We start from the raw sequence: 22,432 nt of genomic DNA on the forward strand, positions 1-22,432 counted from the left end.
GTCAGCGCAGGGCCGGCAGCCCGCCCAGGGCGCGCACCGCGCCCTCGCCGATGGCCGCGCCGAAGCGCTTGGCCAGCCGCTCGGCGACGTTCTCCTTGGGCGTGTAGTCGATGATTGCCTCGGCCTTGATGACATCGCGGGCCACATGGTCGAGATTGCCCAGGCCGTCGGCCAGGCCCATCTTCACTGCCTCCTCGCCGTTCCAGAACAGGCCGGAGAAGGTCTCGGGCGTTTCCTTCAGGCGCTCGCCCCGGCCCTCGCGCACCGTGTCGATGAACTGGCGGTGGATCTGGTCGAGCATGGCCTGCGCGTAGCCGCGCTGCTTCTCGCTCAGCGGCGAGTAGGGATCGAGCATGCCCTTGTTCTCGCCGGCGGTCAGCAGCCGGCGCTCGACGCCGACCTTCTCCAGCACCTTGTCGAAGCCGAAGCCGTCCATCAGCACGCCGATCGAGCCGACGATCGAGGCCTTGTCGACATAGATCTCGTCGGCCGCGACCGCGATGTAGTAGGCGCCGGAGGCGGCGCTTTCCTCGACCACCGCATAGACCTTCTTGTTGTGCAGCGCCTTCAGGCGCTTGACCTCGTCGTAGACGATGCCGGCCTGCACCGGGCTGCCGCCGGGCGAGTTGATGCGGATGATGACGCCCTGCGCGCCGGCATCCTCGAAGGCGCTCTTCAGGCCGGACAGCAGCACCTCGGCGCTGGCCTCGCCCCCGGCGGCGATCTCGCCGCGCAGCTCCACCAGCGCGCTGTGCGGCCCGGACGGCGCGCTGCTGGTGGTGGTGTCCTGGTGAATGGTCCAGGCGGCGAAGACGCCCAGCGCCAGCCAGCCGAAGCGGAAGAACAGGTTCCAGCGCCGGCTGCTGCGGCGGTCGCGCACATAGTCGCGCGCGAACTGCTCCATCACATGGTCGAAGCTGCCCCGCCCGATCGGCATCGGTGGTGGTGCGGCCGGCGTGTCGGCTGCCTGTGCGACAGGGTCGGGGAGGGGGGCTGCGTTCGGGGCGGGCGCGGGGGCGGAGGCGTCGTCTTGCGGGCTCATGGACAGGCGGGCTTCAGTGTGTCCGAAGGATACCAATACACCTGACCGTCGCGCTCCTCGACGCGGATGGCCTTGAGGCGGCGGCCTCGGCAGGGTCCGCCCACGCACAGGCCGCTGGTCGGCTCGTAGGCCGCGCCATGGATCGAGCACAGGATCCAGCGGCCCTCGTCATCGAGGAAACGGCCGGGCTGCCAGTCCATCTCGGCCGGCACATGCGCGCACTGGTTCAGGTAGGCCACCGGCTGGCCGTCGAAGCGCAGCACGAAGCCGCGCGCCGGCCGGCCGTATTCCAGCAGATCGAAGACATGGGCCAGGCCGCGCTCGATCAGCGCGTCGGAGGCGCACAGCGGCAGCGGCAGCTCAGCAGTGGCATCAGCCATGGCGGGCCAGCCAGTCCTGCAGCTCAAGCACCGAGTGCGCGATCGTCAGCGGCCGCAGGTCGCCGAGCTGCTCGGGCGGATGCGCGCCGTAGGCCACCGCCACCGCGTCGGTGCCGGCATTGGCGGCGAGCTGCAGGTCGTGCGTGGTGTCGCCGATCATCAGCGTGCGCTCCGGATCGGTGCCGAACTCGCGCATCAGCTCCTGCAGCATCTGCGGATGCGGCTTGGAGCGGGTCTCGTCGGCGGTGCGGGTGGCGTCGAAGAGGCCGCCCAGCGCGCTGATGCGCAGCGCCTCGTCCAGGCCGTGGCGGCTCTTGCCGGTGGCCACCGCCAGCCAGTGGTTGCGCTCGCGCAGGCCAGCCAGCAGCTCCGGCACGCCCGCGAACAGCGTGACCTGGTCGTGGCTGGCGAAATAGTGCTGGCGGTAGCGCCGGCCCAGCTCCGGGTAGAGGTCGACCGGCAGGTCCGGCACCGCGTGCTGCAGCGCGTCCTGCAGGCCCAGGCCGATCACATGGGCGGCGGCCTCGTCGCTGGGCACCGGCGCGCCCAGGTCGCGGCAGGCGGCCTGGATCGCGCGCACGATCAGCGCGGTCGAGTCGAACAGCGTGCCGTCCCAGTCGAAGACGATCAGGTCGTAGCGGCGGGGGCGCAGGGAGGATGAGCTCATGGCGTGGCAGGGGTGTCGGTGGAAGGAGCTGCGGCGGGCAGCGGCGGCAGCCGATTCAGCAGCGTGACACAGTCCGGGGGCAGCGGTGCGGCCAGCTCGATGCGCTCGCCGCTGGCCGGGTGATCGAAGGCGAGCCGGCGCGCGTGCAGGAACATGCGCTCGAAGCGCAGGCCTGGCACCGCCTCGCCGCGCGCCAGCGCCTTGTTCAGCGCGAAGTCGCCGTACTTGTCGTCGCCGACGATCGGGTGGCCCTCGTTCTGCAGATGCACGCGGATCTGGTGGGTGCGGCCGGTCTTGATCGTCACGTCCAGCAGCGTGTAGCCGGCCCAGGACTTCACGATGCGCACCAGCGAGATCGAGCGCCGCCCGTCGGCATGATCGGCGCCGACCGCGCGCACCCGGCGCTCGCCGGCGGCGTCGAGGTATTTGTGCAGCGCGACATCGACCACCTTGCGCGCCGCCGGCCAGGCGCCGATGACCAGCGCCGAGTAGGTCTTGCCGGTCTCGCGCTGGCGGAACTGGTCCTGCAGCGTGGTCAGCGCGCTGCGCTTCTTGGCGATCAGCAGCAGGCCGGAGGTCTCCTTGTCGAGCCGGTGCACGAGTTCAAGGAACCTGGCTTCGGGCCGCGCGCGGCGCAGCTGCTCGATGACGCCGAAGCTCACGCCCGAGCCGCCGTGCACCGCCACGCCCGCCGGCTTGTCGACCACCAGCAGATGCTCGTCCTCGAACAGCACCGGGAACTCGCGCGCCGGCACCGCCGCCGCGGCCTGCGCGTCGGGCTCGCTCAGCCGCAGCGGCGGCACCCGCACCTGGTCGCCGACCTGCAGCCGCGACTCCGCGCTGGCGCGGCCCTTGTTGATGCGCACCTCGCCGCTGCGGATGATGCGGTAGACCAGGGTCTTGGGCGCGCCCTTGAGCTCGCGCAGCAGGAAGTTGTCGAGCCGCTGGCCGGCGCTGCCTTCGTCGACGACGAGATGGCGCACCAGCGCGGTGCTCGGGCTGGAGGCGGTTCCAGTCAAGGGCCGGGCCGGCTCCTTTCGGGGGTCTTTTCCAGAATCGGGCCGGCCGGGCTTTGCCCCTATAATGCGTTGGACCACGTTGGCGCTGTAAGTGTTTGATTTGCCTGAGTTTAGCGGGCACTGAGAAGCAGCCTCCGGCGCAAGGTGGTCGCGGTCGTCTCGCGGCATGCTGCATGCCCGGGATGACTGCAACGCTGATGCAGCGCGCGTTCTGCCGGTGGTGTGCATTCCCAAGGTGAGTGCGCGGGCTGTCAGGACGGGCGCCAGAGACCACGCTGAAAGAGCCCTGACACAAGGTTTTTCCGGCTGCAGCAGCGATGGCCGGCGCGGGTCGTGAGAAATCTCGCATGACGACGCGTCCTCCGGCCTGTCGCTGCTGTGGCCTGCGTCCGACGAACGGACGCCGCCGTCGCATGAAGCAGAAGTGCCTTTTGCCGTTTCCCGACCCGACCGCCGGCGCGCAGCGCCCCTGGCCGGAGCCGTCCGCTGCCGCGGATGCGTCGGATGGCGGACCCGTGCCCTGCCGGTCTGTCCGGCATCACGCGGCCGGCCTGCTGCGATCCGACCCGGCATCCCTCCTGTCCACGCACGCGCCAACGCCGCGCAGCTGATCCACCCGTCGCGAGACCGGTGCCTGCCGCGCAGTCCAGGGCGATTCCTTCCCGGCTCCTTCCGTGCGGCCTCGCGCATCTCTTGATGATGAAGCGAGCATGAGGAGAAAACGTGAAACGCATGCTGATCAACGCCACGCAGCCGGAAGAGCGGCGCCTGGCGATCGTTGATGGCCAGAAGCTGATCGACTTCGAGACCGAGATCGAAGGGCGCGAGCAGCGCAAGGGCAACATCTACAAGGCCGTCGTCACCCGTGTCGAGCCCTCGCTGGAGGCCTGCTTCGTCGACTACGGCGAAGACCGACACGGCTTCCTGCCGTTCAAGGAAATCTCGCGCCAGTACTTCAGGGACGGCGTCGAGGTCCGCTCGGCGCGCATCCAGGACGTGATCAAGGAAGGGCAGGAACTGCTCGTCCAGGTCGAGAAGGAAGAGCGCGGCAACAAGGGCGCGGCGCTGACCACCTTCGTGAGCCTGGCCGGCCGCTATCTGGTGCTGATGCCCAACAACCCGCGCGGCGGCGGCGTCAGCCGCCGCATCGAGGGCGAGGACCGCGAGGAGCTGAAGGAGAACCTCGAGCAGCTCGAGTACCCGAAGGGCATGTCGCTCATCGCCCGCACCGCCGGCATCGGCCGCACCGCGCCCGAGCTGCAGTGGGACCTGAACTACATGCTCAAGCTGTGGTCGGCGATCGACGACGCGGCCAAGGGCGGCAAGGGCGCCTTCCTGATCTATCAGGAGTCGTCGCTGGTGATCCGCGCCATCCGCGACTACTTCACCGCCGACATCGGCGAGATCCTGATCGACACCGACGACATCTACGAGCAGGCGCGGCAGTTCATGCTGCACGTCATGCCCGAGACGGCCAACCGCGTGAAGCGCTACCGCGACGACGCGCCGCTGTTCAGCCGCTTCCAGATCGAGCACCAGATCGAGACGGCCTTCAGCCGCACGGTGCATCTGCCCTCGGGCGGTGCGATCGTGATCGACCACACCGAAGCGCTGGTGTCGATCGACGTCAACTCGGCGCGTGCCACCCGTGGCGGCGACATCGAGGAGACCGCGACCCGCACCAACCTCGAAGCCGCCGACGAGATCGCCCGCCAGGCGCGCCTGCGCGACCTGGGCGGCCTGCTGGTGGTCGACTTCATCGACATGGAGGAGTCGAAGAACCGCCGCGAGGTCGAGCAGCGCCTGCGCGATGCGCTGCGCCATGACCGCGCCCGCGTGCAGTTCTCGTCGATCTCGAAGTTCGGCCTGCTGGAGATGAGCCGCCAGCGCCTGCGCCCGGCGCTGAGCGAGGGCAGCCACATCACCTGCCCGCGCTGCAACGGCACCGGCCACATCCGCGACACCGAGTCCTCCGCGCTGCAGACGCTGCGCATCATCCAGGAGGAGTCGATGAAGGAGGGCACGGCCGCCGTCCACGTCCAGGTGCCGGTCGAGGTCGCCAGCTTCCTGCTCAACGAGAAGCGCACCGAGATCACCAAGATCGAGCTCAAGCAGCGCGTCACCGTGCTGCTGGTGCCCAACAAGCACCTCGACACGCCGAACTACAAGCTCGAGCGCCTGCGCCATGACGATGCGCGCCTGGAGAACCTGAAGGCCAGCTACTCGATGATCGAGGAGCCGCCCGAGGACGTCGGCCTGCCCCGCCGCGAGAAGCAGCAGGCCAAGGCCAAGCAGGAGCCGGTGATCAAGGGCGTGCTGCCCGACCAGCCCGCGCCGGTCGCCGCGCCGAAGCCCGAGCCGGTCGCGGCGGCCCCGGTCGCCGCCGCACCGGCTCCGGTGGCGGCGCCTGTGCCGGCCCCGGCTCCGGTGGCCCCGGCGCCTGCGCCGGCCACCGGCTTCTTCGGCTGGATGAAGCGCCTGTTCGGCATCGCGCCGGCGCCCGCGCCGGTGCAGGCCGCGGTTCAGCCGGTGGCCTCGGCCGCTCAGTCGGTCGACGCCGACCCGGCGGTCGCCCAGCCCGCAGCGGCCCCGGCCGGCGAGCTGCGCGGTGAGCGTGGCGAGCGCGGCGATCGTCGCGGCGGCCGCAACGGCGAGCGCCGTGGTGGACGCAACGGCGAGCGCGGCGAACGTGGAGAGCGCGCCGAGCGTGGCGAGCGCGGCGAACAGCGCGGCGACCGTCCGCCGCGTGGCGAACGGGGCGAGCGCGGTGAGCGTCCGCAGCGCGAGCGTCGCCCGGCCCCCGAGGTCGCGGTGCCGGCCGACGAAGCCGCGCTGCAGGCGCCGGCCTTTGCCGACACCCAGCCTCAGGCCTTCGATGGTGAGGATGCCAGCGCCGAGCGTGATGGCCGCCGCCGCCGCCGTGGCGGTCGCAACCGCCGTGATCGTGACGAGCGCGGTGCCGAGGGCGTGGTGACCGAGGACGGCCAGGCCGTCGAGGTCGTGCCGACCGAGGTGTCCGAGCCGGCCGAGCCCGCACCGGTGGCCGCCGACGAGGTCCGCGAGGACGGCGCCGCCCGCGAGGAAGGCCGCCGTCGCCGCCGCCGTGGCGGTCGCCGCGACGAGGCGGCTGGCGAGGGCGCGCCCGACGGCGTGTCCGAAGGCCAGGACGCCGAGCCGGCGGCCGTGGCCGCGCTGGCTCCGGTCGAGCAGGCTGTCGAGCCGGTGGTCGCTGCCGCTGCCGTGGCGGCGGTCGCCGAACCGGTGCTGCAGGCCGTGGCCGAGCCGACCGCCGAGCCGGTTGCCGAGCCTGTCGCCGAGCCCGTGGCGGTCGCGCAGCCCTATGTGCTGCAGATCGAGGCGCTGGCCGAAGTGGCCCGCGAGGCCGGTCTGGAGTGGATCAACTCCGACCCGGACAAGGTCCGCGCGGTCCAGGAGGCCATCGCCGCCGAGCCCAAGCCGGTCCATGTGCCGCGCGAGCCGCGTCCGGTGGTGCTGGTCGACGAGGGTCCGCTGATCCTGGTCGAGACCCGCCGCGATCTGGCCTCGCTGCAGCTGCCTTTCGAGGTCGAGGCCCAGGCGGCGCGCGGCTGATGACGTGAGTCCGGTGGTGATGCCCTGCGCCAGCAGGGCGTCTCCGACATGACGCCGCCCGGCTTGCGCCCGGCGGCGTTTTTCTTGGCCGGGCATGATGCGTGCTGAGTCCGTGGCGTGCCCGTGCCGCCGCACCTGTCTGTCCGTTGCCTGTCCCGTTTCCAGTACACGACCGTGTTCCTGCCTGCCGATCCTGTCCCGTCTTCCGACCATTCCGCCGTCTTCGCGCTGCTCGACGAGGCTGATGCGCCTGCAGGCGCGCCGCGCAGCCGGCTGCTGAGCGGCTGGCTCGGCGAGTGGCGCTGCGACGATCCGGCCACGCTCGAGGCGGTCTGGAGCGGTGCGCAGGCGCAGATCGCCGCCGGGGCGCATGCGCTGCTGCTGGCCGACTATGAATGGGGCGTGCGCCTGGCCGGCGCCGGCACGCCCGGCGGCTGGAGCGATCAGGCGCCGGGCGCGCTGCGGCTGCTGATGTTCGCACGGCTGCAGCGGCTCGACGCCGAGGGCGTGGCCGCCTGGCTGGCCGAGGCCGAGGGCCGCGCCGAGCCTGCGCCGGCCGCGGTGCTGGCGCCGCAGCCCGACGACGATGCGGATGCCTACGCCGCCGCGATCGCGCGCATCCACGCGCTGATCCGCGCCGGCGAGACCTACCAGGTCAACCACACGCTGCGCCTGCGCGGCCAGGCCGTCGGCACGCCGCTGGCGCTGTACCGGCGGCTGCGCGCGCTGCAGCCGGTGCCCTTCGGCGCGCTGCTGGCGCTGCCCGGCGATCGCTGGGTGCTGTCGTGCTCGCCGGAGCTCTTCGTGCGCCATGAGGCGGGTCGGCTGGAGGCGCGGCCGATGAAGGGCACGGCCGCGCGCCGCCCCGACGATGCGCAGGCCGATGCCGCCGCCGCTGCCTGGCTGGCCGCCGACATCAAGAACCGCGCCGAGAACCTGATGATCGTGGACCTGCTGCGCAACGATCTCGGCCGCATCGCCCGCACCGGCAGCGTGAAGGTGCCGGCGCTGTTCCGGGTCGAGCCCTACCGCACCGTCTTCCAGATGACCTCCACCGTCGAGGCCGAGCCCGCGCCCGGCGTCGATCTGCCGGCGGTGCTGCGCGCGCTCTTTCCCTGCGGCTCGATCACCGGCGCGCCCAAGCACCGCACGATGCAGCTGATCGAGTCGCTCGAGTCCTCGCCGCGCGGGCTCTACACCGGCGCGATCGGCTGGGTGGAGGCGCCCGCGCCGGGCAGCGACCGGCGGCTGGGCGACTTCGCGCTGTCGGTGGCGATCCGCACGCTGGAGCTGGGCGCGCCGTCCGGTCCGGCGCCGGGGCAGGGCGGCCTGCGCCCGGTCCGGCTGGGCGTGGGCGGCGGCATCGTGCTCGATTCGGTGGCCGAGGACGAGGCGGCCGAGTGGCGGCTGAAGTCGCGCTTCGCCACCCGGCCCGATCCGGGCTTCACGCTGTTCGAGACGATCCGCGTCGAGGCGGGCCGGCCGCTGCGGCTGCCGGCGCATCTGGCACGGCTGGGCGCCAGCGCCCAGGCGCTGGGCTTCGCCTTCGACCGGGAGGCGCTGCAGGCGGCGGTGCTCGCGCAGGCCCGGGCGCTGGCGGGCGAGGGGGCGCATCGGCTGCGGCTGGATCTGGCGCGCGACGGCGGCTGGCAGATCCGCCACGGCGTGCTCGCGCCGCTGCCCGACGGGCCGCTCGGCCTGCTGCCGCCGGGCCCGGCGCTGCCGGCGGCCGAGGCGGCGCTGCTGGCGCACAAGACCTCGCTGCGCGCCACCTACGACGCGGCGATCCGCGAGGCCGAGGCGCTGGGCGCCTTCGACCGCGCCTTCGTCAATGCGCGCGGCGAACTGACCGAGGGCGCGCGCAGCACGCTGCTGCTGCGCCTCGACGGCCGCTGGTGGACGCCGCCGGTGGCCGCCGGCGCGCTGCCCGGCGTGATGCGCGCGGCGCTGATGGCCGATCCGGCCTGGGCGCTGCAGGAACGGGTGCTGCACCCCGCCGATCTCGAGCGCGCCGAGGCGCTGGCGCTGTGCAACGCGCTGCGCGGTGTCTGCTCGGCCCGGCTGCATGGCTGTGCCAGCCTGGAGCAGCGCGGCTGAGCGAGGCCGGGTCTGTGCGGGTGGGCGGTCTTCCGGGGCATCACTACAGTACCCCGCCATGAGGAAGAAAGAGGAGATCCGCTTGTGACCAGCCTGTTGTTCTTGCTGCTGGCGGCTGCCGTCGGCTTCTGGATCGGCCGTGGCCAAGGCCGTGGCGAGGCGGCCCGCCAGGTGGCGGCGCTGCAGTCCGAGGTCGATGCGCGCGAGACCCGCGACCGTGCCGCCCAGGCGGCCGCGCTGAGCGAAGCCCAGTCGGCGCTGACCCGCGCCCAGGCGGCCGGCCGGGCCGAGGTCGAGGCGCTGAACCATCGCCTGGCCGAGACCCGGCGCCAGTCGGAGGCGGCGGTGGCGGCGCTGCGCGAGGAGCAGGCCCGCGCCGCCAGCGAGCGCCAGTCGCTGCAGCAGCGCGCCGAGGCGCTGTCGGCGCAGGTCGATGCGGAAGCGGCCCGGGGCGCCGCGCTCTCGAGCCAGCTCGAGACGGCGCAGGCGGCCCGTCAGGCCGACGAGCGTCGGCTGCAGGCGCTGCAGCAGTCCGGCGAGGCGGCCGCCCGGGCGTCGACGGCGCTGGCCCGCGAGGCCTACCAGGCGGTGAAGTCGCTGCGCGACGAGCTGGCGGCCGAACGCGCCGCCCATGCGCAGACGCGCGAGCAGCACGGCGCGCTGGCGCGCGAGGCCTACACCGCGCTGCGCCGCGCGGCCTGAGCCGGGCGGGTCCGTCCGTTCAGGTTCAGAGCAGCGGCTCGAGCCGCTGCAGCGCGCGCCGGTAGGGCGCGTCGTGCATCAGCTCGTCCCAGGTCAGCGGCGGGGTCTGCGGCAGCAGCGCCAGGCGGCGCGCCTCGCTGTCGGGGCTCTGGCGCCAGTCGCCGCGCTCCAGCGCCGCCTGCAGGCCGTCGAGCAGCTCGTCGACCGCGTGGCCACCGTCGAGCGACTGGTTGCACAGCAGCACCATGTCGCAGCCGGCGCTCAGCGCCAGCGTCGCGGCCTCGGTGTAGCTCAGCACCGCGCCGTCCTTCACGCCGGGCACGCGGCGTGCGCCTTCCATGCTCAGGTCGTCGCTGAAGATCACGCCGGTGAAGCCGAGCTGCTCGCGCAGCACCGTGTTCAGCCAGCGCGACGAGTAGCCCGCCGGCCGCGCGTCGACCTGCGGATAGATCACATGCGCCGGCATCACGCTGGTCAGGCTGGTCGAGAGCCACTCGTAGGGGCGGGCGTCGTCGGTCAGGATTGTCTCGAGCGTGCGCTCGTCGGTCGGCACCGCGACATGGCTGTCGGCCTCGGCCCAGCCGTGGCCGGGAAAGTGCTTGCCGCAGTTGGCCATGCCGGCCTGCAGCAGGCCCTGCATCAGGCTGCGCGCCAGCGTCGCGGCCACCCGCGGGTCGCGGTGGAAGGCGCGGTTGCCGATGACGCCGCTGCGGCCGTGGTCCAGGTCGAGTACCGGCGTGAAGCTCAGGTCGACGCCGCAGGCGCGCAGCTCGGCCGCCAGCACCCGGCCGGCGGCGCAGACCATGTCGCAGGCGGTCAGCGCGCCGTGGCCTTCGCCCTGGGCGTCGTCGTTCATCCAGCGCTCGCCGAAGGCGCGCATCGGCGGCAGGTGGGTGAAGCCGTCGGTGCGGAAGCGCTGCACCCGGCCGCCTTCGTGGTCGACGCAGACCACCACGTCGGGCCGGATCGACTTGATCTCGGCCACCAGCCGGGTCAGCTGCGTGCGGTCCTGCCAGTTGCGGCCGAACAGGATCAGGCCGCCGGTGAGCGGATGCGCCAGGCGGCGGCGGTCGTCGTCGTTCAGCGTCAGGCCGGCGACATCGAGCACGACCGGTGCCTGCGCCGGGACGATGGGCTCGAACTCGGGCTGAGCGGCCTTTTCGGCCTTCTTGGGCTTGTCGGACTTCTTGCGGGTGGGCATGGGCGGGCCTCAGGGTTGGCGGGTCTCGACGACGACGAAGCTGGTGGCGTAGTCGCTCTCGTCGGTCAGGCTGACATGGGCGACGAGGCCCTGCTGGTCGAACCAGGCGGCCAGCGCGCCGTGCAGGCGGATCTCGGGCTGGCCGCTGGCGCGGTTGAGCGTCTCGCAGTCGCGCCAGCGCATCGGCGAGCGCAGGCCCAGGCCGATCGCCTTCGAGAAGGCTTCCTTGGCCGAGAAGCGGGTGGCGAGGTAGGCCACGCCGCGGGCCTCGACCCGCGCGCGGCGGGCGCGGAAGACCTCGATCTCGTTCGGGCCGAGCACCTTCTCGGCGAAGCGCTCGCCGTGGCGCTGCAGCGCCGCACGGATGCGGCGGATGTCGCAGATGTCGGTGCCGATGCCGTGGACCATGCTCAGCGCGGCGCGAAGGCGCGCTGGATGCAGCGCTGGTAGTCGCGGATCGTCTCCGTGTAGCCCAGCTCCAGCGCGTCGGCCACCAGCGCGTGGCCGATCGACACCTCCTGCACGCCCGGCACCTCGCGCAGGAAGTCGGAGAGGTTGTCGCGGTTCAGGTCATGGCCGGCGTTGATCTCCAGGCCGGCGGCCAGCGCGGCCTCGGCGGCGGCGCGGTAGCGCGCCAGTTCCTCGGCCTGGCGCGGCGTGCCCCAGGCGCTGGCGTAGGCCTCGGTGTAGAGCTCGACCCGGTCGGCGCCGACCTCGCGCGCGGCCCGCATCATCTCGGGGATCGGGTCCATGAAGAGGCTGACGCGCACGCCCAGCGCCTTCGTCTCGGCCACCACCGGCGCCAGCCGCTCGAGGTCGGCGGGAAAGGTCCAGCCGTGGTCGGAGGTGAACTGGCCGACCGTGTCGGGCACGAAGGTGGCCTGGTGCGGGCGGATCTCGCGGATCACGTCCATCAGGTTGTGGAAGGGATTGCCCTCGATGTTGTATTCGACCTGCGGCCAGTCCTTCAGCAGCTCGGCCAGATCGCGCACGTCGTGGGCGCGGATGTGGCGCTCGTCCGGACGCGGGTGCACGGTGATGCCCTGCGCGCCGGCCTCCAGCACGAGGCGCGCCGCCTTCGTGACGCTCGGAATGCCGAGATGGCGGGTGTTGCGCAGCAGCGCGACCTTGTTCAGGTTGACCGACAGCGCGGTGCGGCTGCCACGGTGGCCGGCCTCGGGAGCGACGAGAGGGTTCATGGTGGGGTGGAAGGTTCGGTCAGCTTCTGGATCTCGACCATCAGCGCGCGGGTGCGCAGCATCGAGGTGTCCAGATGATAGTGAAGCAGGCCGCGCAGCAGCGTGCGCAGCGCCGGCAGCGCGCCGCGGCAGGCCTGGCGCAGGGCGGCCAGATCGCCGGCGGCCAGCGCTGCCTCCAGCGCATGCAGCGTCGCGCCGGACAGGCCGCCGGCACCGTCGATCGGCGTCACGCCCCGCTCGGCATGCAGGCCGTGGCGGGCCTGGGGCTCGACCGGCTGCTGCGTCTGCGTGACCCGGCCCAGTTCGGGCAGCACGCCCGATTCGCGCAGCAGGAACAGCTCGAAGGCGCGCAGGGCCGCGGCGGTGGCGGCCTCGTCGTCGCGGTCGAGCGCCGGCAGCGTCAGCGCGTAGGCATCGAACAGGCGCGGATGCGGATCGTGGCGCTGCAGCGCGCGCATCAGCAGCTCGTTGAGGTGGAATGCCGCCAGCAGCGCCGCGCCCGAGGGCATCGCCGCCACGCCGCTGCCGTCGGGCAGGGCGCCGGCCCATTCGGCGCTGCGCAGCAGGTGGATCTCGGGCGGTGCGGCCTCGTCGCGGCGCTCGGCGCGTCCGCCCAGCATGATCTGCAGGCGCTGGAAGGGCAGCAGCACGCTGCGCAGCTGCGAGTGCGGCCGCTTGGCGCCCTTGGCGACCGCGGCGATGCGGCCGCGGTCGCGGGTCCACAGCTCCAGGATCAGGCTGGACTCGCTCCAGTCATGGCGGTGCAGCACATAGGCGGCCAGCGGGGCCGGCGCGGCGCGTCGGCTGGTGGCCACCGGATCACTCGTAGCCGTAGCTCTTCAGGCGCTGCTCGTCGTCGGCCCAGCCGGAGCGGACCTTGACCCACACTTCCAGGAAGACCTTCTTGCCGGTCAGGCGCTCCATCTCGGTGCGGGCCTCGGTGCTGATGCGCTTGAGGCGCTCGCCGCCTTCGCCGATCACCATGCCCTTGTGCGCATCGCGCTCGACGATGATGGTCGCGGCGATGCGGTTCAGGCGACCGCCCTCGACCTCCTCGTACTTGTCGATCTGCACTGTCGAGGTGTAGGGCAGCTCGTCGCCGGTCAGGCGGAACAGCTTCTCGCGGATCAGCTCGGCGGCGAGGAACTTGTCGCTGCGGTCGGTGAGCGCGTCGGCGTCGTAGAACCAGGGCTGCTCGGGCAGGTAGGGGCGGATGATGCCCAGCAGCCGCTCGGTGTCGGCCGGCCTGGTGGCCTGCAGCGGCACGAACTCGGTGAACGGATGGCGCTCCTGCATCTGCTTGAGCCAGGGCAGCAGGTCGGCGCGGCGGTGGATCAGGTCGAGCTTGTTGGCGATCAGGAAGACCGGCTTGCCCTTCGGGATCATCGACAGCACCTTGGCGTCGTCCAGGCCGAAGCGGCCGGCATCGACCAGGAACAGCACCACATCCACATCGCCCAGCACCGACTGCACCGTCTTGTTCAGGTTGCGGTTCAGCGCCGCGGTGCCCTTGACGGTGTGACGGGTCTGGAAGCCGGGCGTGTCGACGAAGACGAACTGGGTGTCGACGTCGGTGGCGATGCCGGTGATGCGGTGGCGCGTCGTCTGCGCCTTGCGCGAGGTGATGCTGACCTTCTGGCCGATCAGCGAGTTCATCAGTGTCGACTTGCCGACATTGGGGCGGCCGACGATGGCGATCAGGCCGCAGCGGGTCGGGCCCTCGGGCTGGCCGCCCGGGCGGGCGGCGGCGAGCATGGCCTCCAGATCGGGCTGGAGCGACGGGGCGCCGTCGGCGGTCTCGTTCTCGGATTCGGAATCGGGAAGGTTCGGTTCGTTCGGAAGGGTCATTCGTGTTCGGCGCTGAGCCGCTCCAGGGCGATGCGGGCGGCTTCCTGCTCGGCGGCGCGGCGCGAGCGGCCTTCGCCGCGGGCCTCGACGCCATGGCTGGCGACCGCGCAGACGACGACGAAGGTCTGGTCATGCGCGCGGCCGCGGGTGGTCTCGATGCGGTATTCGGGCACGCTGTGGCGGCGCGCCTGCAGCCATTCCTGCAGCTGGGTCTTGGCGTCCTTGGCCCAGGCCTGGGTCGCGGTCTCGGAGATCAGCGGCGAGAACAGCCGGCGCACCAGCGCCTGGGCCGCGTCGAAGCCGGCATCGCGGTAGACCGCGCCGATGATGGCCTCCATCGCGTCGGCGAGGATGGACGGGCGCTGGGCACCGCCGCCACGGGCCTCGCCCTCCGACAGGCGCAGCATCGCCGGAATGCCCAGCGACAGCGCGATGCGGTGCAGCATGTCCTGGCGCACCAGATGCGCGCGGATGCGGGTCAGATCGCCCTCGGGCGAGTCGTCGTACTGATCGAACAGCAGGTCCGAGACGGCCAGGTTCAGCACCGCGTCGCCGAGAAACTCGAGACGTTCGTTGTGATCGGCGCCGTAGCTGCGGTGCGTGAGCGCCAGCACCAGCAGCTCCCGCTGGCGGAAGCTGTGACCGAGACGCTGGGAGAAGGCTTCGAGGGACGGATTCAAGGTCAGGACCTTTTTACTTCGATCGACCGCTGTACTTGATCAGCAGGGCCACCGGACCGAAGAGTTCGATCTCCTTGGCATAGGCGAAGCTGATGACGATGCGGTCATTGTCCTTCGTCACGTCCAGATCCTCGCCACTGATCGTGCTGATGGCGTACTCGACGGACTTGATCTTGTCAAATTCCGCGCGGATGCCCGGTACGGTGCTGGCACCGCTGTCGGCGATGCGGCTGACCACCCGCTTGATCGTCAGGTATTCGTTGACGGTCGGGATCACGCGCATGGCCAGCAGTGCGGCCGAAGAGATCAGCACGGCCCAGAAGACCAGGCCGATCAGGGTGATGCCGCGCTGGCTGCGGGCGTGCGGGAGACGGGCGTTCATCGGATGGCGTCCTCGATGGCGGCGGGTCGCCGCGGCCGCAGAGCCGGCCGCCGTCCCGCGGGATGGCTGATAGGGCGGATGGGCGGGGTCAGTGGAAGGGGCCGATGCGCTTGACGTTGCCGAAGTTCATCCACACGAAGAAGGCCCGGCCGACGATGTTCTCGTCCGGCACGAAGCCCCAGAAGCGGGAGTCCTCGGAGTTGTCGCGGTTGTCGCCCATCATGAAATAGTGTCCGGCCGGAACCTTGCAGGTCACACCTTCTGCGGTATAGGTGCAGTTCTCCGAGCCGGGAAACTGGCGCGCACGCATGCCGTAGCTCGACGGCAGCGAGGGATCGACCAGGATGCGGTGGCTGTCCTCGCCGACCTGCTCGCGGAACTGGCGCGAGTAGGTGCGGCGGTCCTCGTCGTAGTAGTCCTCGAGCTGCTCGAGCGGCACCAGCTTGCCGTTCAGGTAGAGCTTCTGGTTGATGTAGGCGACCTCGTCGCCGGGAATCGCCACCACCCGCTTGATGAAGTCGATCGCCGGATCGACCGGATAGCGGAACACCATCACGTCGCCGCGGCGTACCGGCTCGTTGTCGATGATCTTCTTGTTGATCACCGGCAGGCGCACGCCGTAGTGGAACTTGTTCACCAGGATCAGGTCGCCGATCTCCAGCGTCGGGATCATCGAGCCCGACGGGATCTTGAACGGCTCGAACAGGAAGGAGCGCAGCACGAACACCATCAGGATCACCGGGAACAGCCCGGCGGTCCAGTCCAGCCACCAGGGCTGGGCCAGGATCTTCTGGCGCGCGCTCTCGACCTGGCTGTCGACCTGCTCGATGCCCTGGCGGGCAAGCTGGGCGCGGCGTTCGCCGTCCTCGCGGGTCAGCGCCGCGGCCGCGGCCAGCCGGCGCGGCAGGAAGACGAAGCGCTCGGCCAGCCAGTAGGCCATCGTCACGACGGTCAGCGTGAACAGCAGCAGCGAGAAGTTGCCGCTCCACTTGCCCAGATACCAGCCCGCGCCGTAGAGCGCAAGCAGGCCGTAGAGAATGCCGGTGAGGGGTCCCATCGATCGTCCGGTTCGGGTTGTTCGGGCGCGAGGCGGCGGGCCGGGCGCTCAGTCGTCCACCTGAAGGATCGCCAGGAAGGCCTCCTGCGGCACCTCCACCGAGCCGATCTGCTTCATGCGCTTCTTGCCCGCCTTCTGCTTCTCGAGCAGCTTGCGCTTGCGGGTGATGTCGCCGCCATAGCATTTTGCCAGCACGTTCTTGCGCAGCGCCTTGACGTCCTCGCGGGCGATGATGTTGGCGCCGATCGAGGCCTGGATGGCCACGTCGTACATCTGGCGCGGGATCAGCGTGCGCATCTTGGCCGCCACCGCGCGGCCGCGGAACTGGCTCTGCGAGCGGTGCACGATCATCGCCAGCGGATCGACCCGGTCGCCGTTGATCAGGATGTCGACCTTGACCACGTCGGCGGCGCGGTACTCCTTGAACTCGTAGTCCATCGAAGCGTAGCCGCGGCTGACGGACTTCAGCTTGTCGAAGAAGTCCAGCACGATCTCGGCCAGCGGCAGCTCATAGGTGAGCATGACCTGCTTGCCGTGGTAGGCCATGTTCATCTGCACGCCGCGCTTCTGGTTGGCCAGCGTCATCACCGGACCGACATAGTCCTGCGGCATGTACAGGTGCACCGTGACGATCGGCTCGCGGATCTCCTTGATGCGGCCGACCTCGGGCATCTTGCTGGGGTTCTCGACCTCCAGCACCGTGCCGTCGTTCAGCTCGACCTCGTAGACCACGCTGGGCGCGGTGGTGACCAGATCCTGGTCGAACTCGCGCTCCAGACGCTCCTGCACGATCTCCATGTGCAGCAGGCCCAGGAAGCCGCAGCGGAAGCCGAAGCCCAGCGCTTGGCTGACCTCGGGCTCGAAGCGCAGCGAGCTGTCGTTGAGCTTGAGCTTTTCCAGCGCATCGCGCAGCTGCTCGTACTCGCTCGACTCCGACGGGTAGAGGCCGGCGAAGACCTGCGGCTGGATCTCCTTGAAGCCGGGCAGGGCCTCGCTGGCGGGGCCGGCGTTGTTGGGCAGCTTCTTGTCCAGCGTCACCGTGTCGCCGACCTTGGCCGAGGCCAGCTCCTTGATGCCGCAGATCAGGAAGCCCACCTCGCCGGCGCGCAGGCAGTCGCGGTTCTCGCTCTTGGGGGTGAAGACGCCCAGGTGGTCGATCGGATAGACGGTGTTGGTCGCCATCAGGCGGATGCGCTCGTTCTTGTGCAGCGCGCCGTCGACCACGCGCACCAGCATCACCACGCCGACATAGTTGTCGAACCAGGCGTCGATGATCATCGCGCGCGGCGGGCCGTCCGGATCGCCCTTGGGCGGCGGCATGCGGGTGATGACCGCTTCGAGGATCTCGTCGATGCCCATGCCGGTCTTGGCCGAGCACGGGATGCCGTCGGTCGCGTCGATGCCGATCACGTCCTCGATCTCGGCCTTGGCGTTGTCCGGGTCGGCGCTGGGCAGGTCCATCTTGTTCAGGACCGGCACCACCTCGACGCCGAGGTCGAGCGCGGTGTAGCAGTTGGCCACCGTCTGCGCTTCCACGCCCTGGCTGGCGTCGACCACCAGCAGCGCGCCTTCGCAGGCCGACAGCGAGCGGCTGACCTCGTAGGAGAAGTCGACGTGCCCGGGCGTGTCGATCAGGTTCAGGTTGTAGACCTTGCCGTCCTTGGCCGTGTACTGCAGCGCGGCGGTCTGCGCCTTGATGGTGATGCCGCGCTCGCGCTCGATGTCCATCGAGTCGAGCACCTGGGCTTCCATCTCGCGGTCGCTCAGGCCGCCGCAGCGGTGGATCAGTCGGTCCGCCAGCGTGCTCTTGCCGTGGTCGATGTGGGCGATGATGGAGAAGTTTCTGATGTGATCCATGGCGTGCAGGTGCAGTGCGCTTCTTCGACGCTGGCCGGCAGCGGCAGGTGTGGCGGAAACATGTCGCGCGGACCGACAGGCTTCGGCGCAACGAAAAAAGGCGCGTCGTCCGAGCGATGACGCGCCTTCCGGCAGGCATTCAAGGGGCGGTCAGCCCGGTCAGCCCAGCATTGTAGCCAAAACCCCTCTGGCTGGCGGTTCAGCGGGCGGGGTTGGGGCGGATCAGCACGAACTGGGCCTCGCTGCCGCGCCGCACCAGCAGGCTGGCCGGGCGGCTGCGGTCGAGGCGGGCCACCAGCGCATCGAACTGGCGCGCGTCGGTCACTTCCGCCTGACCCAGGCCCAGGATCAGGTCGCCCTCGCGCAGGCCGGCCCGTGCGGCCGGGCCGTCGACCGCCTCGACCCGCACGCCGGCCTTCACGCGGGCCTCGCGGCGCTGTTCTGCGCTCAGGTCGCTCACCGTCAGGCCCAGCACGCTGGCGGCGACACCGGCGGCCGGTGCCTTGGGCTCGGCCTTGCCGCTGCGCGCGGCGGCCGGCTTCGTTTCCGGCTCGAGCTCGGCCACCGTCACGCCCAGATCGCGGGTGGTGCCGCGGCGCCAGACCTGCAGCGTCGACTTGGTGCCCGGCTTCGTGTTGCCGACCAGACGCGGCAGGTCGTTCCACTTCTCGACCGCCTTGCCGTCGAAGCGGGTGACGATGTCGCCGGCCTCCAGACCGGCCTTCTCGGCCGGGCTGCCGGGCTCGACCGAGCGCACCAGCGCGCCGGCCGCCTTGGCCAGGCCGAGCGATTCGGCCACGTCCTTGGTGACCTCGCCGATCTGCACGCCGATGCGCCCGCGCACCACCCGACCGCCGGCCTTGAGCTGGTCGGCGACGCGGTTGGCCTCGTCGATCGGGATCGCGAACGAGATGCCCATGTAGCCGCCCGAGCGGCTGTAGATCTGCGAGTTGATGCCCACCACCTCGCCGCGCAGGTTGATCAGCGGGCCGCCCGAGTTGCCGGGATTGATCGCGACATCGGTCTGGATGAAGGGCAGCATCTCGCCGGTGTCGCGTGCCTTGGCGCTGACGATGCCGGCGGTGACGGTGTTGTCGAGATCGAAGGGCGAGCCGATCGCGATCACCCATTCGCCCACGCGCAGCCGGTTCACGTCGCCGAAGCGCACGGCGGGCAGGCCGCTGGCCTCGATCTTCAGCACCGCCACGTCGGTGCGCTTGTCGGCGCCGACGACACGCGCCTTGAACTCGCGCTTGTCGGTCAGGCGCACGATCACCTCGTCGGCGCCGTCGATCACATGCGCGTTGGTCATCACCAGGCCGTCGGCCGAGACGATGAAGCCCGAGCCGACACCGCGCGGCGTGCTGCCGCCGCTGTCCTCGTCGTCGGGCTGGGGCTGACCGCGGCGCGGCATCGGCACGCCGAAGAAGCGGCGGAAGAACTCCTGCATCTCCTCGTCGGGGCCGGCCTGTCCGCGCGCGGCGGTCGCCACCTTCGCGGTGGTGCGGATGTTGACCACCGCCGGGCCGACCTGCTCGACCAGATCGGCGAAGTCGGGCAGGCCGCGGGCCAGTGCCGCGCTGCCCGACTGGGCGGCGGTCGCGGTCACGCTGGTCGGCGCGCCTTGTGCGGTGGCGTCATGGGACGAGGTCAGCGCCGCGACGAGCGCGGTCGCGCCCAGCAGCGCGGAGCCGGCCATCAGCCAGCGTCGCGACGGGCGGGTGATCGGGTGCGGTGCGGAAGTGTCGGACATCGTGGATCGCTGTGAAGGAAGGATCAGGGCTTGCGCTTGCGCTCGAGGCTGCCGGTGAACTGCTGCAGCGTGGCCGGCGGCACGGCGCCGACCGCGGTCACCCACCAGTCGCCCAGCCGCCTGCTCAGCGCACTGGTGCTGCCGACGGTGGCGGGTGTCTCGCGGCGGCTCACGCCGGCGACATGGGGCTCGATGAAGAGGGAGACATTGGCCAGGCCGTCGCTGTAGACCGCCTGCAGCACGCTGGCGCCCGCGCCCGGGGGCTGCGAGACCGGCTGGGGCTCGGCCGTGGAACGTGGCGTCGGCCAGGGCGTGATCGGTCGGCGCAGCACCCGCTGGGCGACGAAGCCCGACACCGGCGCGCGCAGGCTCCAGCCTTCCGCGCCCAGGTCGGTCGGCTGGTAGCTGGGCCGGCTGATCTGGTAGCCCTCGAGCTGGTTCATCTCCTGCAGCAGCTGCTGGGGCTGCAGCTTGCCGCCGATCTGGAGCTCGCTGAAGGCGGTCGACTCGAGCACCTCGCCCTGCGGGCCCAGCAGGTCGGAGCGCAGCAGCAGGCCGGTGCGGCGCTCCAGCCAGAGGCGCCGGGCATAGCGCATCGTGTCGCGCGGCCGCAGCGTCACGACCTGGGCCTCGAGTCCGGCCACCCGGTCGTCCGCTTCCAGCATCAGCTCGTAGGAGTCGGCCAGCCGGCCGGAGTCGCCGGGCGGCAGTGGCTGCGGGAAGCGACCGAGCAGGTCGCGCTGCTCGATCAGCGCGCTGCGACGGGCGGGCCAGAGCACATGGATGGTGTCGTTGTGGCGGAACACCCGGCGCATCTGGCCGTCGAGGGCCTCGATGCGCTCGATCTGCTCGCGGCCGTCGCAGTAGTGGGTGATGCGCGAGCTGCTGATCTGGCCGCCGCTGCTGGTCACATAGGTGCCGACATAGCTCTGCTGCAGGCCGGCATCCTGGATGCGGCGCAGCAGCGTGCCGAGATCGGCGGTGGCGGTGCTGCCGATGGTGGGGCTCGCCGAGTGACCGGGGGTCGCCGCATGCGCCCCAGGCATCAGCAGCGCGCCACCGAGCAGGGTGGCCGCCGCGGCGCGGGACAGGCCCGCCTGAAGGTGGATCCTCATGGATGCGTGCCGACGGGGGCGCTCAGCGTGCAGGTACCGTCTCGAAGGGGGTGCTGCGCAGATAGCCTGGGGCCGGGCCGAGGCTGGCGCCGTCATGGAGATGCTGGTGGTGGGCATTGACATAGCGGATCAGGTCGGCTGCATCGCCCTCGGGGCCGGTCGGGGTCTGCACCCGCACGGCCTGCACTTCCGGCGCCGTCGGTGCGGGCGTGCTGACCGCCAGCTGGCCTGCGCCGCTGGTCAGTGCATCGGGCCGGGTCACCAGCACGGCACCGGCCACCAGCGCCACGCCGGCCGCCATGCCGACCGGCGCGACCCAGCGGCGCATGCGCATGCCCAGACTGCGCTGCACCGGCAGGCCGACGACCTGGGCGCTGTGCTCGACCTGTTCGCGGGCCTGCTCCGGCTGGAGCATCGGCTGGGGCGCCAGCACGACCGGCTCGCGGGCCAGCCGCTCGCGCACGCCGGCCAGGAAGGCCGCGTCGCTGGCGCTGCGCTGTCCGAGATCCTCCGAGCGCAGCACGTCCCCGATCAGATGGTAGGCATGCCACTGGGCACGGTCGTCCTCGTCCTGGCGCCACTGGCGGCAGACCGCCTGGACCAGGTCGCGGTCGGCCTCGCCGTCCATCAGGGCTGACAGTCTCTCGCGCGAGCGGACACGCTCCGCAGGCAGATCAGATTCGCTCATCACTCGCTCCAGGCCGGGCTGCAGGATTCACCAGCGCCGGCCCTGTTGGGTATCCAGAAGAGGGCGCAGCCGAGTGGCAATCGCCTCCCGCGCACGAAAGATGCGCGAGCGCACGGTGCCGATCGGACACGCCATCACCACGGCGATCTCGTCGTACGAGAGCCCTTCGATCTCGCGCAGCAGGATGGCCTGGCGCAGGTCGTCGGGCAGGGCCGCGATCGCGGCGTTGACCGTGTCCGCGATCTCGCGGCTGGCCATCAGCGCTTCCGGCGTCTCGTCATGGCTTAGTTCATGTTCACGCCGTTCGGTTCCCTCGTCATCCTGGCTGGCGGAGGCCAGCGCGCTCTCGGTCATGACCGGATCGCGCTTCAGGTCGGCCAGCGCCTTCTTGGCGGTGTTGACCGCGATGCGATAGAGCCAGGTGTAGAAGGCGCTTTCCCCCCGGAACTGGGGGATGGCCCGGTAGGCGCGGATGAAGGTTTCCTGCGCGATGTCGGGCACCAGGTCGACATCGCGGACGAATCGGCCGATCAGGCGCTCGATCCGGCGCTGGTACTTGACCACCAGCATCTCGAAGGCCTGCATGTCGCCCTGGCGGACCCGTTCGACCAGTTGTTGATCGGCGTCGTCGCTCATCGCTCAGCAGGGGGCAAGGGGGTGGGGGAGGACGGCAGCGGCGCCGTGGCCGCCGGCCGGGCCTGCAGTGCGCAGCGCAGCCGGTGCCACTCGTCGGGCTGATCGCGGCGAGCCAGCGCGAGCCAGCGTGGCCGCTCGGTCCGGAGCCTGATGCGCAGCAGCAGCCAGTCTCCGGCATCGATGTGGCAGACCGGCTCGCCGGGCCGGCCGTCGAGATGCCAGTCGGGATGGCTGTCCGTCGGCGGCTGCAGCTGGACGATCTGGCCTGACGGCAGCTCGTGCAGCATCCGGCGCACCAGAAAGAGCTGCCCGGCCAGGGCCGACAGCGCGGTCAGCAGCGGCAGAACGGGGAGCGCCGGCGGCACGGTGCCGACCGCGAGTCCGTGATGCCAGAGCAGCCAGCCCGCCACCAGCAGTGGCGGCGGCAGCAGACTGGCACGCAGCAGGCCGGACCAGCGCGGGTCCGGGCGCAGCATGAAGGTTGCCGGCTCCAGCAGGGTCCGGGCCATCGCCGCCTG

21 protein-coding genes are annotated in these 22,432 nt (G+C 71.2%); 3 read left to right on the plus strand and 18 right to left on the minus strand.

Features of this window, described 5'->3' with window-relative positions; genetic code table 11:
• Position 1: 1 nt before the first annotated feature.
• Genes HZU84_RS10185 through HZU84_RS10200 form a run of 4 tightly spaced genes read right to left on the minus strand, consistent with a single transcriptional unit; the run spans position 2 to position 3,072 of the window.
• Complete coding sequence (locus tag HZU84_RS10185) at positions 2 to 1,042, minus strand: S49 family peptidase (RefSeq protein WP_149504500.1); 1,041 nt, start codon at positions 1,040 to 1,042, stop codon at positions 2 to 4.
• Positions 1,039 to 1,422, minus strand: a complete 384-nt coding sequence (locus HZU84_RS10190; protein WP_149504499.1) for a Rieske (2Fe-2S) protein — start codon at positions 1,420 to 1,422, stop codon at positions 1,039 to 1,041. Before HZU84_RS10190 ends, HZU84_RS10185 begins: the two co-directional genes overlap by 4 nt.
• Positions 1,415 to 2,089, minus strand: coding sequence for an HAD family hydrolase (locus tag HZU84_RS10195; RefSeq protein ID WP_149504498.1), 675 nt, complete (start codon positions 2,087 to 2,089; stop codon positions 1,415 to 1,417). Before HZU84_RS10195 ends, HZU84_RS10190 begins: the two co-directional genes overlap by 8 nt.
• Positions 2,086 to 3,072: an RluA family pseudouridine synthase gene (locus HZU84_RS10200; protein ID WP_149505334.1), complete on the minus strand. Its 987-nt coding sequence runs from the start codon at positions 3,070 to 3,072 to the stop codon at positions 2,086 to 2,088. The genes HZU84_RS10195 and HZU84_RS10200 overlap by 4 nt, the downstream gene beginning before the upstream one ends.
• 768 nt (positions 3,073 to 3,840) lie before the next feature.
• On the opposite strand from HZU84_RS10200, the gene HZU84_RS10205 reads away from it, so the two are divergent.
• The 3 genes from HZU84_RS10205 (at position 3,841) to HZU84_RS10215 (ending at position 9,498) form a co-directional block, all read left to right on the plus strand.
• Positions 3,841 to 6,699: an Rne/Rng family ribonuclease gene (locus HZU84_RS10205; protein ID WP_219340915.1), complete on the plus strand. Its 2,859-nt coding sequence runs from the start codon at positions 3,841 to 3,843 to the stop codon at positions 6,697 to 6,699.
• 174 nt (positions 6,700 to 6,873) lie between these two features.
• Entirely contained in the window at positions 6,874 to 8,796 is a 1,923-nt protein-coding gene (locus HZU84_RS10210) for a bifunctional chorismate-binding protein/class IV aminotransferase (protein ID WP_244954320.1), read from the plus strand.
• An 84-nt stretch (positions 8,797 to 8,880) separates the two neighbouring features.
• Entirely contained in the window at positions 8,881 to 9,498 is a 618-nt protein-coding gene (locus tag HZU84_RS10215) for a hypothetical protein (protein ID WP_149504496.1), read from the plus strand.
• Positions 9,499 to 9,523: 25 nt separating this feature from the next.
• On the opposite strand, the gene nagZ is transcribed toward HZU84_RS10215, so the two are convergent.
• From nagZ to HZU84_RS10285, 14 genes are all read right to left on the minus strand, one after another.
• Positions 9,524 to 10,699, minus strand: a complete 1,176-nt coding sequence (gene nagZ, locus HZU84_RS10220; protein ID WP_149504495.1) for a beta-N-acetylhexosaminidase — start codon at positions 10,697 to 10,699, stop codon at positions 9,524 to 9,526.
• Positions 10,700 to 10,708: 9 nt separating this feature from the next.
• Positions 10,709 to 11,107, minus strand: a complete 399-nt coding sequence (gene acpS / locus HZU84_RS10225; protein WP_149504494.1) for a holo-ACP synthase — start codon at positions 11,105 to 11,107, stop codon at positions 10,709 to 10,711.
• 2 nt (positions 11,108 to 11,109) lie between these two features.
• On the minus strand, positions 11,110 to 11,898 hold the full coding sequence (locus tag HZU84_RS10230; protein ID WP_149504493.1) for a pyridoxine 5'-phosphate synthase: 789 nt from the start codon (positions 11,896 to 11,898) through the stop codon (positions 11,110 to 11,112).
• Positions 11,895 to 12,713, minus strand: coding sequence for a DNA repair protein RecO (gene recO, locus HZU84_RS10235; protein WP_149504492.1), 819 nt, complete (start codon positions 12,711 to 12,713; stop codon positions 11,895 to 11,897). Before recO ends, HZU84_RS10230 begins: the two co-directional genes overlap by 4 nt.
• A 4-nt stretch (positions 12,714 to 12,717) precedes the next feature.
• The gene (era, locus tag HZU84_RS10240; RefSeq protein ID WP_149505332.1) at positions 12,718 to 13,653 is read right to left on the minus strand and encodes a GTPase Era; all 936 of its coding nucleotides are present in this window, start codon (positions 13,651 to 13,653) and stop codon (positions 12,718 to 12,720) included.
• Positions 13,654 to 13,742: 89 nt separating this feature from the next.
• Positions 13,743 to 14,426: a ribonuclease III gene (gene rnc, locus HZU84_RS10245; RefSeq protein WP_149504491.1), complete on the minus strand. Its 684-nt coding sequence runs from the start codon at positions 14,424 to 14,426 to the stop codon at positions 13,743 to 13,745.
• A 13-nt stretch (positions 14,427 to 14,439) separates the two neighbouring features.
• Positions 14,440 to 14,808 (minus strand): DUF4845 domain-containing protein, encoded by a 369-nt coding sequence (locus tag HZU84_RS10250; protein ID WP_149504490.1) that lies wholly within the window; start codon positions 14,806 to 14,808, stop codon positions 14,440 to 14,442.
• A gap of 88 nt (positions 14,809 to 14,896) precedes the next feature.
• Positions 14,897 to 15,865 (minus strand): signal peptidase I, encoded by a 969-nt coding sequence (gene lepB, locus HZU84_RS10255; protein WP_149504489.1) that lies wholly within the window; start codon positions 15,863 to 15,865, stop codon positions 14,897 to 14,899.
• 48 nt (positions 15,866 to 15,913) lie between these two features.
• Positions 15,914 to 17,722, minus strand: a complete 1,809-nt coding sequence (gene lepA / locus HZU84_RS10260) for a translation elongation factor 4 (protein WP_149504488.1) — start codon at positions 17,720 to 17,722, stop codon at positions 15,914 to 15,916.
• A 199-nt stretch (positions 17,723 to 17,921) separates the two neighbouring features.
• On the minus strand, positions 17,922 to 19,475 hold the full coding sequence (locus tag HZU84_RS10265; RefSeq protein WP_375139032.1) for a DegQ family serine endoprotease: 1,554 nt from the start codon (positions 19,473 to 19,475) through the stop codon (positions 17,922 to 17,924).
• Between the two features lie 23 nt (positions 19,476 to 19,498).
• On the minus strand, positions 19,499 to 20,590 hold the full coding sequence (locus tag HZU84_RS10270) for a MucB/RseB C-terminal domain-containing protein (RefSeq protein ID WP_180692886.1): 1,092 nt from the start codon (positions 20,588 to 20,590) through the stop codon (positions 19,499 to 19,501).
• Positions 20,591 to 20,612: 22 nt separating this feature from the next.
• Complete coding sequence (locus HZU84_RS10275; protein ID WP_149504486.1) at positions 20,613 to 21,278, minus strand: sigma-E factor negative regulatory protein; 666 nt, start codon at positions 21,276 to 21,278, stop codon at positions 20,613 to 20,615.
• Positions 21,279 to 21,305: 27 nt separating this feature from the next.
• The gene (gene rpoE / locus HZU84_RS10280) at positions 21,306 to 21,914 is read right to left on the minus strand and encodes an RNA polymerase sigma factor RpoE (RefSeq protein ID WP_037481758.1); all 609 of its coding nucleotides are present in this window, start codon (positions 21,912 to 21,914) and stop codon (positions 21,306 to 21,308) included.
• Positions 21,911 to 22,423 (minus strand): hypothetical protein, encoded by a 513-nt coding sequence (locus HZU84_RS10285; protein WP_149504485.1) that lies wholly within the window; start codon positions 22,421 to 22,423, stop codon positions 21,911 to 21,913. Before HZU84_RS10285 ends, rpoE begins: the two co-directional genes overlap by 4 nt.
• Positions 22,424 to 22,432: the final 9 nt, after the last annotated feature.

The sequence above is a fragment of the Sphaerotilus sulfidivorans genome, from assembly GCF_013426975.1.
GTDB classification, from domain to species: Bacteria; Pseudomonadota; Gammaproteobacteria; order Burkholderiales; family Burkholderiaceae_C; genus Sphaerotilus; species Sphaerotilus sulfidivorans.

Coding starts and splice junctions, on each gene's coding strand:
- era (WP_149505332.1), bottom strand. CDS start 13,653: ATGCTCGCCGCCGCCCGCCCGGGCGGCCAGCCCGAGGGCCCGACCCGC.
- HZU84_RS10190 (WP_149504499.1), bottom strand. CDS start 1,422: ATGGCTGATGCCACTGCTGAGCTGCCGCTGCCGCTGTGCGCCTCCGAC.
- HZU84_RS10265 (WP_375139032.1), bottom strand. CDS start 19,475: ATGTCCGACACTTCCGCACCGCACCCGATCACCCGCCCGTCGCGACGC.
- HZU84_RS10230 (WP_149504493.1), bottom strand. CDS start 11,898: ATGAACCCTCTCGTCGCTCCCGAGGCCGGCCACCGTGGCAGCCGCACC.
- nagZ (WP_149504495.1), bottom strand. CDS start 10,699: ATGCCCACCCGCAAGAAGTCCGACAAGCCCAAGAAGGCCGAAAAGGCC.
- acpS (WP_149504494.1), bottom strand. CDS start 11,107: ATGGTCCACGGCATCGGCACCGACATCTGCGACATCCGCCGCATCCGT.
- HZU84_RS10195 (WP_149504498.1), bottom strand. CDS start 2,089: ATGAGCTCATCCTCCCTGCGCCCCCGCCGCTACGACCTGATCGTCTTC.
- HZU84_RS10285 (WP_149504485.1), bottom strand. CDS start 22,423: ATGGCCCGGACCCTGCTGGAGCCGGCAACCTTCATGCTGCGCCCGGAC.
- HZU84_RS10205 (WP_219340915.1), top strand. CDS start 3,841: ATGCTGATCAACGCCACGCAGCCGGAAGAGCGGCGCCTGGCGATCGTT.
- HZU84_RS10250 (WP_149504490.1), bottom strand. CDS start 14,808: ATGAACGCCCGTCTCCCGCACGCCCGCAGCCAGCGCGGCATCACCCTG.
- HZU84_RS10185 (WP_149504500.1), bottom strand. CDS start 1,042: ATGAGCCCGCAAGACGACGCCTCCGCCCCCGCGCCCGCCCCGAACGCA.
- HZU84_RS10270 (WP_180692886.1), bottom strand. CDS start 20,590: ATGAGGATCCACCTTCAGGCGGGCCTGTCCCGCGCCGCGGCGGCCACC.
- HZU84_RS10275 (WP_149504486.1), bottom strand. CDS start 21,278: ATGAGCGAATCTGATCTGCCTGCGGAGCGTGTCCGCTCGCGCGAGAGA.
- rpoE (WP_037481758.1), bottom strand. CDS start 21,914: ATGAGCGACGACGCCGATCAACAACTGGTCGAACGGGTCCGCCAGGGC.
- lepA (WP_149504488.1), bottom strand. CDS start 17,722: ATGGATCACATCAGAAACTTCTCCATCATCGCCCACATCGACCACGGC.
- lepB (WP_149504489.1), bottom strand. CDS start 15,865: ATGGGACCCCTCACCGGCATTCTCTACGGCCTGCTTGCGCTCTACGGC.